13 protein-coding genes are annotated in these 12,842 nt (G+C 62.8%); 3 read left to right on the plus strand and 10 right to left on the minus strand.

All coding sequences use genetic code 11. The features are described 5' to 3' along the window. Window positions 1–3: 3 nt before the first annotated feature. From BM341_RS05395 to argC, 10 genes are all read right to left on the minus strand, one after another. Complete coding sequence (locus BM341_RS05395) at window positions 4–369, minus strand: ATP synthase subunit I (RefSeq protein ID WP_089793711.1); 366 nt, start codon at window positions 367–369, stop codon at window positions 4–6. A 225-nt stretch (window positions 370–594) separates the two neighbouring features. Further along, complete coding sequence (locus tag BM341_RS05400; RefSeq protein WP_089793713.1) at window positions 595–1,512, minus strand: ParB/RepB/Spo0J family partition protein; 918 nt, start codon at window positions 1,510–1,512, stop codon at window positions 595–597. Between the two features lie 42 nt (window positions 1,513–1,554). After that, a complete protein-coding gene (locus tag BM341_RS05405) occupies window positions 1,555–2,325 on the minus strand; it encodes a ParA family protein (RefSeq protein WP_089793715.1) in 771 nt (256 codons plus the stop codon). 28 nt (window positions 2,326–2,353) lie between these two features. Next, window positions 2,354–3,007: a 16S rRNA (guanine(527)-N(7))-methyltransferase RsmG gene (gene rsmG, locus BM341_RS05410; RefSeq protein WP_089793717.1), complete on the minus strand. Its 654-nt coding sequence runs from the start codon at window positions 3,005–3,007 to the stop codon at window positions 2,354–2,356. After that, on the minus strand, window positions 3,004–4,908 hold the full coding sequence (mnmG, locus tag BM341_RS05415) for a tRNA uridine-5-carboxymethylaminomethyl(34) synthesis enzyme MnmG (RefSeq protein WP_089793719.1): 1,905 nt from the start codon (window positions 4,906–4,908) through the stop codon (window positions 3,004–3,006). The genes rsmG and mnmG overlap by 4 nt, the downstream gene beginning before the upstream one ends. A gap of 546 nt (window positions 4,909–5,454) precedes the next feature. After that, window positions 5,455–6,228 carry an amino acid ABC transporter ATP-binding protein gene (locus tag BM341_RS05420; RefSeq protein WP_089793721.1) on the minus strand — a complete coding sequence of 258 codons (774 nt, stop codon included), beginning with the start codon at window positions 6,226–6,228 and terminating at the stop codon, window positions 5,455–5,457. 12 nt (window positions 6,229–6,240) lie between these two features. After that, window positions 6,241–6,912: an amino acid ABC transporter permease gene (locus tag BM341_RS05425; protein ID WP_089793723.1), complete on the minus strand. Its 672-nt coding sequence runs from the start codon at window positions 6,910–6,912 to the stop codon at window positions 6,241–6,243. A gap of 114 nt (window positions 6,913–7,026) precedes the next feature. Next, a complete protein-coding gene (locus BM341_RS05430) occupies window positions 7,027–7,794 on the minus strand; it encodes a transporter substrate-binding domain-containing protein (protein ID WP_089793726.1) in 768 nt (255 codons plus the stop codon). Window positions 7,795–7,910: 116 nt separating this feature from the next. Further along, the gene (gene erpA / locus BM341_RS05435) at window positions 7,911–8,264 is read right to left on the minus strand and encodes an iron-sulfur cluster insertion protein ErpA (protein WP_089793728.1); all 354 of its coding nucleotides are present in this window, start codon (window positions 8,262–8,264) and stop codon (window positions 7,911–7,913) included. A 145-nt stretch (window positions 8,265–8,409) separates the two neighbouring features. Continuing rightward, window positions 8,410–9,459, minus strand: coding sequence for an N-acetyl-gamma-glutamyl-phosphate reductase (gene argC, locus BM341_RS05440; RefSeq protein WP_089793730.1), 1,050 nt, complete (start codon window positions 9,457–9,459; stop codon window positions 8,410–8,412). Between the two features lie 182 nt (window positions 9,460–9,641). Here argC and BM341_RS05445 point away from each other — a divergent pair, with 182 nt between their 5' ends. From BM341_RS05445 to thiD, 3 genes are read left to right on the plus strand one after another with little or no spacing between them, the layout of a single operon-like run. After that, window positions 9,642–11,426: a chloride channel protein gene (locus tag BM341_RS05445; RefSeq protein WP_089793731.1), complete on the plus strand. Its 1,785-nt coding sequence runs from the start codon at window positions 9,642–9,644 to the stop codon at window positions 11,424–11,426. A gap of 9 nt (window positions 11,427–11,435) precedes the next feature. Then, on the plus strand, window positions 11,436–11,867 hold the full coding sequence (hemJ, locus tag BM341_RS05450; RefSeq protein WP_089793733.1) for a protoporphyrinogen oxidase HemJ: 432 nt from the start codon (window positions 11,436–11,438) through the stop codon (window positions 11,865–11,867). A gap of 17 nt (window positions 11,868–11,884) precedes the next feature. Continuing rightward, window positions 11,885–12,718 carry a bifunctional hydroxymethylpyrimidine kinase/phosphomethylpyrimidine kinase gene (gene thiD, locus BM341_RS05455; RefSeq protein ID WP_089794184.1) on the plus strand — a complete coding sequence of 278 codons (834 nt, stop codon included), beginning with the start codon at window positions 11,885–11,887 and terminating at the stop codon, window positions 12,716–12,718. Window positions 12,719–12,842 lie beyond the last annotated feature (124 nt).

Raw genomic sequence — 12,842 nt, forward strand, 5'->3', positions numbered from 1 at the left:
CGGTCAGTCGCGCAGCAGCCAAGGGGCCAGCCAGTGCATGAGATGAACCGCCACGTATGCGCTAAAGAAAAAAGCCGGGTTTGAGGGAGGCGCTGACACGAACACCAAGGCAAACAGTGCCACCGTCAAACCGAACTTGCCTGCTTCGGCTCGATAGAAATCGATCACGAAGCGCGTTGTCTGCCGTCTGCCCGCGGCAGGGGTGAGTCGCCAGACGAAATACAGGTTGGGCAAGAAACCTACCAGCCCACCGCCGAGGGCCGAAATAGCGGTCCTGGGTCCACCAGCCAACAACCCCAGCAGCGTCATGGCCACTACCGCCACGCCTTGACCCAGCAACAAGCGCCGAAAATCAGGCCCTCGTCGCATGACCACCAGCCCTAGCTTGTGCCTGGCCTGCTAGGCGCATCGACCTCGTTTCTTTCGAAAAATCCGGCTTCCGCCCCGCAGGCAAACACCGGCGGATTATAGGGAACCCCCCCTGACCATTCAACCAAAGAGGCGGCGATTCAAGCATTAATCGGTTGTTTTTCGACCAAAGGGGGACGCCAGGCGGCCCTGGGTAGGCAAGGGCAGGACAGGCTCGACGCACGCTCAACGAATATGCTCCAGGATGCCATCCAGTTCGTCGAGGCTGGCATAACGAATGGTCACGCGCCCCTTGCCACTGCGCCCGTGCTGAATCTTGACCGGCGCCCCGAGCACTTCGCCCAGACGAGTTTCCAGACGGGCCACGTCGGGGCTCGGCGCCGGCGTGGCCGACTTGGTGGTGTCGCCGGCCACCAGCCGCTTGACCAGTGCCTCGGTATCGCGAACGGTGAGGTCCTTGTTAACGACCTCATGGGCCGCCTTGCGCTGCTTGGCACCGGACAGTGCCAGCAGCGCACGCGCATGCCCCATGTCCAGGTCGCCACGTTCGAGTAGCGTCTGGACCTCCGGGTCGAGCGCCAGAAGGCGCAGCAGGTTGGCGACCTGAGCACGCGAGCGACCCACGGCATCGGCGACCTGCTGCTGGGTCAGGGCGAAGTCATCGATCAGGCGCTTTAGCGCCATGGCTTCTTCGACGGGATTGAGGTCTTCGCGCTGAATGTTCTCGATCAACGCCAGGGCCAGCGCGACCTCGTCGGTGACCTCGCGGATGACGGCGGGGATAGTGTCGAGCTCGGCGAGCTGGGCGGCCCGCCAGCGCCGTTCGCCAGCGATGATCTCGTAGCGCGACTCGCCAATGGGCCTCACCACGATGGGTTGCATCACACCCTGGGCGCGGATCGAGTCGGCCAGTTCCTCCAGCGCCTCGGGCTGAATGTCGCGCCGTGGCTGATACTTGCCGCGTGTCAGCTGGCCCAGCGGCAGGCGCTCGAGACGCTCTTCGGCGACGGGCGTTGTCACCGAGTCGCTGTCATCGCCCGGTATCGCCGGATTGAATTCCGGCAGGTCCAGGCTCTCGCGGCGACGGGCGTTGGCACCGATCAAGGCATCCAGGCCACGTCCCAGGGCGCGTTTACGCGTCATTAACTTTCCCTCATCACGGCAGACGGTGTGTCAGCGCTGGTGCTACAACGTCAGGCGTCGGATCAATTCCTTGGCGAGCACCCGATGGGCCTGGCTGCCCCGCGAGAAGCGTGCGTACTTGGTGACCGGCAGGCCATGGCTCGGCGCCTCGGCGACCCGCACGTTGCGCGGAATCGTGGTCTTGAGCAGCACATCGCCAAAGTAGTCGCGCAGCTGCTTGCTGACGTCGCGTGTCAAGCTATTACGTGAATCAAACATGGTACGCAGGATGCCGTAGATTTCGAGGTCGGGGTTCACGCTATCCTTGAGCTGCTCGACGGTATCGAGCAGTGCCGAAAGCCCTTCCATGGCGTAGAACTCGCATTGCAGCGGAATCAGTACGCCATCGGCAGCGGTCAAGGCATTGACGGTGAGCATGTTCAAAGACGGCGGGCAATCGATCAGCACCACATCGTATTCACCGGCCACCTTGCCCAGCGCCTCGACCAGGCAGCGCTCACGCCCTTCCTGGCGGTCGAGCAGTTCTACCTCGGCGGCTGTCAGGTCGCCATTGCCGGGCAGCAGGGCGTACCCGGCGGTGGGGCAGTCGAGAATCACCTCGGTGGCCTGCTTGTCGCCCAACAGCATGTCGAGCACGCTGCCATCGAGCCCATGCTTGTCCACGCCGCTCCCCATGGTGGCATGACCCTGAGGGTCGAGGTCGACCAGCAGCACACGACGATCCAGGGCCGCCAGACTGGCGGCAAGATTGACAGCCGTGGTGGTCTTGCCCACGCCGCCCTTCTGGTTGGTCAAGGCGATAATCTTGGTCACGATCGACATCCTTGGGGTAATAGCCGCCTCAGGGGCGGCCTTGGGTGGAACCTTGGCGCTCGAGGATCACCAATTGTCGGTTGCTCTCAGCAAAGGGCACCGCCAGGTCATGGCGTGACATCAGCGCCACGGCCTCGGGCAGCACAGCGAGCTCATCCTCTACGGCCGGCCCCTTCATGGCTAGCCACTGGCCGCCTGGCGCCAGCAGATGCTCGGTGAGACCCATGAAATCCTCAAGGCTCGCAAAGGCCCGCGAGATCAGCTGATCGAACTGCCCCTCGAACGTCTCGACCCGCGCCTGTACCGGGGTGATGTTGGTAAGACCCAATTCCATCACCGCCTGGCGTTGAAAGCGTACCTTTTTGCCGTTGCTGTCCAGCAAGCTGACCGCGAGGTCCGGCTTGAGGATTGCCAGCACCAGCCCGGGAAACCCCGCGCCCGACCCCACGTCGAGCAGGCTCAGGCCACTGAGGTGGGGCAGCACGGCGGCACTGTCGAGCAGGTGGCGAGACACCATTTCCTCGGGTGAGCGCACCGCGGTGAGGTTATAGGCGCGGTTCCACTTGTGCAACAGCCCGACCAGCGCCAGCAAGTCCTGTCGCTGGCGGTCGCTCACCACGAGGTCGAGACGTGCGAGGCCGGTGACCAGGCGGTGCTCGACGGTCGACTGCGAGGCGGTCATCCGTTGGCTACCCGACCGTCCTGCACCAGCCGGCGCTTCTTGAGATGGATCAGCAGGATCGACACGGCTGCCGGAGTGACCCCGGAAATCCGCGAGGCATGCGCCAGCGTCGCGGGGCGTGCCTCCTCGAGCTTCTGGCGGATCTCGTTGGAAAGGCCCTCGACTCGGCTGAAGTCCAGATCGCTGGGTAGCGGAGTGGCTTCGTGGCGCTTGAGCTTGTCGATCTCGTCCTGCTGACGATCGATATAGCCCTGGTACTTGGCCTGGATCTGTACCTGCTCGGCGACGGCAGGGTCCGTCACGGCCTCGCCGGCAATGCCCGGCAGGGCGGCGAGATCGGCATAGGTCAGCTCTGGCCGCTTGAGCAGGTCGCTCAGGCGGTACTCGCGGGACAGCGGCTTGCCCAGTTTCTCGTCGATCACCGCGGCGGCCGGGGAGCCGGGCTGTACCCAGAGGCCATCGAGCCGTGCGGCTTCCAGCTCGATGGCCTCGCGCTTGGCGACGAAGTCGGCCCAGCGCCGATCGTCGACCAGCCCTAGTTTACGGCCCGCCTCGGTGAGGCGCAGATCGGCGTTGTCTTCGCGCAGCAGCAGCCGGTACTCGGCACGCGAGGTGAACATCCGATACGGCTCCTTGGTGCCCAAGGTGATCAGGTCATCGACCAGCACGCCGAGATAGGCCTCGTCGCGGCGCGGCCACCAGGCCTCGAGCTCCCTGGCACGTCGGGCGGCGTTGAGCCCCGCCAGTAGTCCCTGGGCACCCGCTTCCTCGTAGCCGGTGGTGCCGTTGATCTGTCCGGCGAAGAACAGGTTGTGGATGAACTTCGTCTCCAGCGAGTGCTTGAGATCGCGGGGATCGAAGAAATCGTACTCGATGGCGTAGCCCGGGCGGGTGATGTGCGCGTTTTCCATGCCCTCGATGGAGCGCACCACCTGAAGCTGGACATCGAAGGGCAGCGAGGTCGAGATGCCGTTGGGGTAGAGCTCATGCGTCTCCAGCCCCTCGGGTTCGACGAAGATCTGGTGGCTCGTCTTGTCGGCAAAACGATGGACCTTGTCCTCGATCGACGGGCAGTAGCGGGGCCCGACGCCCTCGATGACGCCCGAGTACATGGGTGAGCGCTCGAGGTTGGCCAGGATGATCTCGTGGGTGCGCTCATTGGTATGGGCGATATGGCAGCTCACCTGGCGAGGGTGCATGGCCTGCGAACCGCGGTAGGACATCACCGGCGTGGGGCTGTCGCCCGGCTGCTCCTCGAGTCGCGACAGGTCGAGGCTACGGGCATCCAGGCGCGGCGGCGTGCCGGTCTTGAGGCGATCGACCCGGAAGGGCAGGGCGCGCAGCCGCTCGGCAAGAGCGTTGGAGGGCGCATCACCGGCGCGTCCACCGCGACTGCGATCGAGCCCGATATGGATGACCCCGCCGAGGAAGGTTCCGGTACACAGCACCACGCTTTCGCCATGAAAGCGGATCCCGGTTTCGGTGATTACGCCCCGCACGGTATCGCCGTCGACGATCAGGTCCCCGGCTGCTTGCTGAAAGAGCGTGAGGTTGGGCTGGTTTTCCAGCATGGCGCGAATTGCTGCCTTGTAGCGGACGCGATCGGCCTGGGCCCGTGTCGCCCGAACCGCGGGACCCTTGCGGGCATTGAGCACGCGAAACTGGATGCCGCCCTGGTCGGTGGCAAGCGCCATGGCCCCTCCCAGCGCATCGATCTCCTTGACCAGATGGCTCTTGCCGATCCCGCCGATAGCGGGATTGCACGACATCTGACCCAGCGTCTCGATGTTGTGCGTCAGCAGCAGGGTCTGACAGCCCATACGAGCGGAGGCCAGCGCGGCTTCGGTTCCCGCATGGCCGCCGCCAATGACGATGACGTCGAAGCGGTCGGGGTAATCCAAGGTACACCTCGTCGGGCGCAGCGGCGCCCGTGTTGCGATAAGTCAGTGATGAAATCAGCCCGGCAGTATAAACCTCCTGTGGGTAAACGTCAGGGTTTTCCACATCGCGTTTCGAAGGTTCCTCAAGAGACGCTGCTCTATTATTAAATTAAACAATATATAAAGAGAAGTTCTGTTGTTGTTGTTACTACTGGTGTGGACAAAAACCGTGGATAAGCAACTAAATCCATTATTTAACAGCAGGTTGCATTGTTGACTTCTGGGCGGATAAGCAGCGAATGAGCTGCGTACGGCCTGCCGGGAAGCTGTGGATGAAAAGCCGCTTTGTCCACCGCAGCAAAACAGCACCGCTTGTCCACCGTCGAGTACCTGGCTTGTCACCGCAGTCGTGAACACCCGCTGATCGAATGAAGGAATCCGCGCCTCATCACGGTTGCAGAGCGATAAGTCGACGAAAGACGATTAAGTTATCCACAGCGCTAAAAAGCATGAAAAAGGCCCTGTCGATAACGGCAGGGCCTTGGTCAGCGGAGAAATAACGTGGTGTCAGTGTTTCAGGACCCGGGAAAGAAAGCTTCGGGTACGCTCGTTACGCGGCGCATCGAAGACCTGTTCGGGCGGCCCTTCCTCGGCAATCTCGCCCTGGTGGATATACACGACGCGATCGGCGACTTCACGGGCGAAGCCCATTTCGTGGGTGACGATCATCATGGTCATGCCTTCCTTGGCAAGTTCGCGCATGGCATCGAGTACCTCGCCGATCATCTCCGGGTCCAGGGCCGAGGTCGGCTCGTCGAAGAGCATCAGGCGGGGTTCCATGGCCAGCGCCCTGGCCAAGGCCACACGCTGCTGCTGGCCCCCGGAGAGCTGGGTGGGGTATTTGGCCGCCTGATCGCTGATATCGACGCGCTCCAGCAGACGCTCGGCAGTCTCGGTGGCGTCCACGCGATTCCAGCCTCGCACCTTCATCGGTGCCAGCGTGACATTGTCGAGCACGCTCAAGTGAGGGAAGAGATTGAACTGCTGGAAGACCATGCCGACTTCGGTACGGATCTTCTGCAATGCCTTGGTCGCCTTGCCATGGGGCACCAGATCGTTGCCATCGACCTGAATATGCCCTTGCTGGAACTCTTCCAGGCCGTTGATGCAGCGAATCAGCGTCGACTTGCCCGAACCGCTGGCGCCGATGATGACCACAACCTCGCCGGAGGAAACGGCAAGATCGATGTCCTTCAGCACGTGGAGGCTGCCGAAATGCTTGTTGACCTTGTCCAGGCGCACGATGGGGTCGGCGCCGGAAAGGGACTCGTCATGGTTCATGTCGCGCATTCCTTATTGTCCGACCAGGCCTTTGCGCTCGAGCATGCGCAGCGCAAACGAGAGGGTGAGGGTGATCGCCAGATAGAGCATGGCGACCATCAGGTAGACTTCCAGGGCGTTGAAGGTGGTGGCGATGTAGACCTGGCCCTGGCGCACCAACTCACCGACTCCGATCACCGAGAACAGCGAGGTGTCCTTGATGCTGATGATGCCCTGGTTGCCCAATGAAGGAATCATGCGTCGGAATGCCTGAGGCCAGATGATGTAGCGGAAGGTCTGGCGTCGCGACAGGCCCAGCGACAGACCTGCCTCGCGCTGACCGCGCTCGATGGACTGCACGCCGCCCCGCACGATTTCCGAGATATAGGCGCCGGAATTGACCGCGATGGCGGCGATACCGGCGACCAGCGCGTTGATGGGGCTGCCAATGATCTGCGGCAGGCCATAGAAGATGAACAGCACCTGGACCAGTACCGGGGTGCCGCGAAATATTTCGATATAGGTCACGGCCGGCACACGCAGCCAGGCGGTGGGGCTGATTCTCAGCAGGCCGAAGAGGATGCCGATCAGAAAGCCGATGGCCAGGCCGCCGAACGAGATCAACAAGGTGTAAGGGATACCCTTCAGCAGAAAGGGAATGGAGCCGAAGGCGGCCTGCCAGTCGAATTGGAAGGTGACGTCCACAAGATTCTCCCGTCAAGAGGCGTCATGGAAAGGAAAGGTCGGCGAGACCCAGTGACCAAACACAACGGGGCCGGGTCATTCGACCCGACCCCGTGCGGCGTCCAGCGGGCGAGCTTACTCGTCGCTGGCGCTGCCGAACCACTTGGCGTGGATGTCGTCGTAAGTGCCGTCTTCTTTCATTTCGGCCAAGGCCTCGTTGACGGGCTCGACCCATTCGCTGCCCTTGACCAGCACGATGCCGTACTGCTGGCCTTCGTAGAGGGGGCCGACGACCTTGACGCGACCTTCGCCGCGGGTCTGGGAGAAGTAACCCACATTAGGCGCATCGTAGAAGACCGCATCGACGCTGCCGCCGAGCAGGGCCATGTACATGTCGCTGCTGCCCGGATATGGCGTAATGTCGGCCTCGTCGCCGAGGTGCTCCTCGAGATAGTCGTAACTCGTCGAGCCGACCTTGGTGCCGATCTTCTTGCCTTTCAGGTCCTCGACTTCCTCTACGCTATCGTCGTCGGCACTGACCAGGATACGCAGACCGCTGTCGTAGTAGGGATCGGAGAAGTCGACGATTTCGGCGCGTTCCTCGGTGATGGTCACACCGGCGATGGCGATGTCGACGTTACCGGTCTGGATGGCGGGAATGATGCCGTTGAAGTCCATGGTCTCGAGGTTGTACTCGAACCCGGCACGCTCGGCGACTTCACTGATGATGTCCATGTCGAAACCCACCATCTCGCCGGTTTCCTGGTCCATCATCTCGAAGGGGACGAAGCTCGGGTCGGTAACGACATCCAGCTTAGGATCGTCGGCTCTGGCCACGGATGCAGTGCCCATCCCCAAGGCAATGCAGGAGGCCAAGGACGCCATTTTTAGTTGATGTTTCATACGTTTCCCCAATCGAAGAAATTATTGTGATGTACGTCATCAACCATGGCGAGTTAGCGAGTAAGCGTCAAGTCGGGGGAAATCAAACGCTTCCCTGATGGGTTAACGCTCAGGCGTCAGACCATGAAGGAGGCACCGCACCCGCAGGTGGTGGTGGCGTTGGGATTCTGGACCAGGAAACGCGCACCGGCGAGGCCTTCCTCGTAGTCCACGGTCGACCCGACCAGGTATTGATAAGAGAGCGGGTCGACCACCAGCGAGACTTCGCCGAAGGGAATCAAGGTGTCATCCTCCGCAATGTCTTCGGCAAAGTCGAAACCGTACTGGAAGCCCGAGCAGCCCCCACCGGTCACGTAGACCCGCAACTTGAGTTCGTGATTGTTCTCTTCCTCGATCATGCTCTGCAGGCGCGCTCGGGCGCCAGCGGAGAGCATCAAGGGGGTAGGAACGAAGGATTCTGCACCGCTCATGGGCGGACCTCCCCAGAGCCGAGCAGCCCGTTGGGCAGAACCCGGCAGGCTGCTGAATGAATGTTGTCGTGATGATTATCCCTAATCCCCAGCAAAAGGGTCAACTTTTCCCAGTCGGGCCGATGCTGGGTGGATGCGGATCGGCTCAGGGCATGATCGCCGGCGCATCGAGCCCCGCCGTCTCGCGCAGGCCAAACATCAGGTTGAGGTTATGGATCGCCTGGCCCGAGGCGCCCTTGACCAGGTTGTCGATCACCGCGAGCACCACCACCGTATCGCCATTGCCGGGCCGATGAACCGCCAGTCGGCAGAGGTTGGTGCCCTTGACGCTGCGGGTCTCGGGGTGGCTGCCCGCCGGCATGACGTCGACGAAGGGCTCGTCGGCGAACCGCCTCTCGAACAGCGACTGCAGCTCGCCGGACTCCGCGGTCAGCCGACCCGCTACTAGCCTGGAATAGAGCGTGGCGTGGATGCCGCGAATCATCGGCGTCAGGTGAGGCACGAAGGTGAGGCCGACCTGGCCTCCGGCGGCGTCGCCGAGCCCCTGGCGGATCTCGGGCAGGTGGCGATGCCCCGAGGCGCCGTAGGCCTTCATCGACTCGCTGGCCTCGGCCATCAGCGACGGCACCTTGGCCCCGCGGCCCGCGCCGGTGACGCCCGACTTGCAGTCGGCGATGAGGTGGTCGGCCTCGATCAGGCCGGCCTCAAGCAACGGCAGCAGGCCGAGCTGCACGGCGGTGGGATAGCAGCCCGGGACAGCGATCAGTTGCGCGCTGCGGATCGCCTCACGATTGACTTCCGGCAGGCCATAGACGGCGCGTTCGAGCAGTGCCGGGGCGCCGTGGGGCTGGCCGTACCAGGCGGCCCATTCCTCGGCATCGCGCAGGCGGAAGTCGGCCGACAGGTCAATCACCCGGGTGCCCTTGTCCAGCAACTCCCCGGCCAGGGCGTGGGCGACACCGTGAGGCGTGGCGAAGAACACGGCGTCGCAGGCGCCGAGGCGCTCGGTGTCGGGTTCGCTGAAGCACAGCTCGTCGTAGTGCCCCCTGAGGTTGGGGTACATGGCATCGACCCGCACGCCAGCCTCGGAACGGGAGGTAATGGCCTCGACCTCGACGTCGGGATGCTGAGCCAACAGTCTTAACAGTTCGACGCCGGTGTAACCGGTGCCACCGACAATTCCGACCTTGATCACGTAGGACTCCTTCCTGACGACTCAATGTCCTGACGGCGCATTGAGCCCTGTGGATGGCGAAGGTCGCGTTGCCCGGCGACAACCGGGGCGGGACCTATACAGATGATTATGATACACAAGAGCTGGGTGGCCTAACTAACCCACGGTCTATCGCCAAGACTCGGATGAACAGGATCCTCAGCGTGCCGCGTTTTTCACTTCCCGATCTTAGCCTGGAAGCCTTCCGTCGCCAGTTGGCCAATGTCGATGCGCTGCCCCAATTGTGCCTGTTGGGGGTGATGTCGGGATTGATCACCGGTGGCTTGATGGTGGGCTTTCGCCTGTTGCTCGAAGTGGGCGCCATGATCTTCATGCCAGCAGGGGATCCCGAGGCGTTCGAGGGGCTTCCTGCGCTGGGTCGTGCCGTGATGCCGGTGATCGCGGTGGCCGTCATTGGTAGCCTGCTGTGGCGCCAGCCAGCGGCGGCGCGCAAGCTCGGCGTCGCCCATGTCATCGAGCGGTTGACCTACCATCAGGGGCGTTTCCCGCTGCGCAACTGGCTCAATCAGTGGTGGGTCGGTGTGGTCTCGGTACTCGGCGGTCTCTCGGCCGGCCGCGAGGGTCCCGCGATCCATCTGGGGGCGGCGGCATCGAGCGGGGTGGGCGAGCGGCTCAGGCTGCCGCACAACAGCCTGCGGGTGCTGGTAGCCTGCGGGACCGCGGCGGGGATCGCGGCCTCGTTCAACACCCCGATCGCCGGGGTCATCTTCGCCATGGAAGTGGTGATGATGGAGTACACCATCGCCGGTTTCATGCCGGTGATTCTGGCCTCTTCCATGGGCGCGGTGGTGGCACAACTGGTCTATGGTCCTGAACCGGCGTTCCAAGTGCCGACGGTAAGCCTGGGCTCGATGGCCAACCTGCCCTGGATCGTGGTGACGGCATTGCTGATCGGCCTGCTGGCGGGCCTTTTCATTCATGTCGCCAAGACAAAGTGGATCGCCGATCTTCCTGTCTGGCTGCGGCTGACGCTGGTGGCCGTCGCCACCGCCGGGGTCGCCTGGTGGTACCCGGAGGTCCAGGGCATTGGTTACGACAGTCTGGCGGCGTCACTCACCGGTGAGCTGGCCATCGACGTGCTGTTGGTGCTGGTAGTAGCCAAGCTGCTGCTTACCGCGCTGACCGTGGCCAGCGGCATCCCGATCGGCATCATCGGTCCGGTCCTGGTGGTAGGGGCCGCAGCCGGTGCGCTGATGGGCATGGCAGGCAGCTGGATGTGGCCGGGCAATGCGGCCGATCCGGGCTTCTACGCCATGCTCGGGATGGCGGCAATGATGGGGGCGGTGCTGCAGGCGCCGCTTGGCGCATTGATGGCGCTGCTGGAACTCACCCATAATCCCAACATCATCCTGCCCGGCATGCTGGCGGTGGTGGTCTCGGGGCTGACTTCGCGCCAGCTGTGCCGCTGCGATGGCTACTTTATCAGCGTCACCCGTCATGGCCTGCATCCGCTTCAGCAGCCCTTGATGCAGGCGCTCTCGCGGGTGTCGGTGCCGGCGGTCATGGAGCGCAGCCTGGTGCGCACGGTACGCATGGTGACCCATGAACAGGCGCGAACGCTGCTCGAGGCCAAGCCGGTATGGATACTGATCGAGCGCTCCCGCGACGACAAGCCGACCCTGGCGCTCAAGGCAGCCGACCTGGCGCGCTTCTTGATGGAGCACACCCTGCCCCCCGAGGGGGAAGAGGGCGAAATGATCGACCTGCTGGAGATTCCCGGCCTGCGGCTGGACATGGCACCGATCCATCTCCAGGCGACGCTCTCCGAGGCCTTTTCCAGGCTCAACGACCAGTCGCTGGATGCGCTCTACGTCGAGCATGGTTACCGACCGAAACAGAAGCGGATATCGGGTATCATCACGCGCGGTGCTATCGAGCGTTATTATCGCTTCAACGACCGATCCCCCGATTCGGATTCCCCTTCCTGAGGAGCAGTCATGTACCTGTGGATCAAGGCCCTTCACCTCGTCGCCATGGTGACTTGGTTCGCCGCCCTATTCTATCTGCCGCGGCTCTATGTCTATCATGCCATGGCGCGAGACCGCGACGAGCAGCAGGCCATTGCACATTTTGCGGTAATGGAGCGCAAGCTCTATCGCGGCATCATGACGCCATCGATGATCGCCGTGCTGGTATTCGGTGGCGCCCTGCTGGTGCTCAACCCGAGCTGGCTGGCCCAGGGTTGGATTCATGCCAAGCTGCTGCTGGTGATCCTGCTGGTGGGTTACCACCATCTGTGCCTGGCGTACCTGAAGCAGTTCGCCGAAACGCGCTGTACGCGAAGCCATGTGTTCTTTCGCTGGTTCAATGAAGTGCCGGTGATCGCGCTGCTGGTGATCGTGTTCCTGGCCGTGCTCAAGCCCTTTTGATGGCGGTGATAAACGAGGTGAAGGCCCACTTGCCGGTGGTGCTGGTGCTGGCCGGTCATGATCCGACCGGTGGGGCCGGCCTGGTCGCCGATGCCGAGGCGGTTGCCGCCAGTGGGGGCTGGGCACTGACGATACCTACCGCTCTCACGGTGCAGAACTGTCGCAACGTCACCGAGGTAGTGGCGCTGGACCCGGATGCCATCAGACGTATGGCCGATGCGCTGGGGGAGTTCGAGATCGCCGCCATCAAGGTCGGCCTGATTGCGGACATGGCGTCCCTGGACGCTGTGACTGACATCATTCGACGCTTGCCTGGCGTGCCGGTCGTGGTCGACCCGGTGCTCAGAGCCGGCGGTGGCTGTGACTTATCCACCGCCGAGCTAGTCGATGCCTTTCGCGCGAGATTGTTGCCTCTTGTGGATATCCTGACGCCGAATCGACACGAGCTGGCGCGCCTTTGTCGCGACGCTGCCGAGGACGATACGCATCGTGCGGTGGAGCTGATGAGCCAGGGCTGTCAGGCGCTGTTGGTGACCGGCACCGACGACCCGTCGGGGCGGGTACCGGCCGATCGCGTCGAGCACACGCTGCATGCGCCTGATATCAGTCGGCAATGGTCCTGGCCGCGTCTGGAAGGCCGATTCCACGGCTCTGGTTGCACCTTGGCATCGTCACTGGCAACGCGCCTCGCCGTGGGCGAATCCCTGGTGATGGCCTGTGAGCAAGCCCAGGCCTTTACCTGGCAGGCGTTGGCCCATGGTTGGCAGCCGGGCCACGATCAGTCGCTTCCACGGCGTCTATGGCGGCATCCGCCGGTGATAGAATTTGCCAACGAGACGCCGCGCGATTGAGGGCTGGTCTTCGACGCAGCAAGCATTGAAAATAGGAAAAATATTCTGTGTCAGAGCGAGTTATTCACCCACTTTTTACTGTTTTCTCGCAACTTGTCCAGAGATTTATCCACAACTCGAGGTA

The organism is Halomonas korlensis (assembly GCF_900116705.1).
In the GTDB taxonomy this organism is placed as follows: Bacteria; Pseudomonadota; Gammaproteobacteria; order Pseudomonadales; family Halomonadaceae; genus Halomonas; species Halomonas korlensis.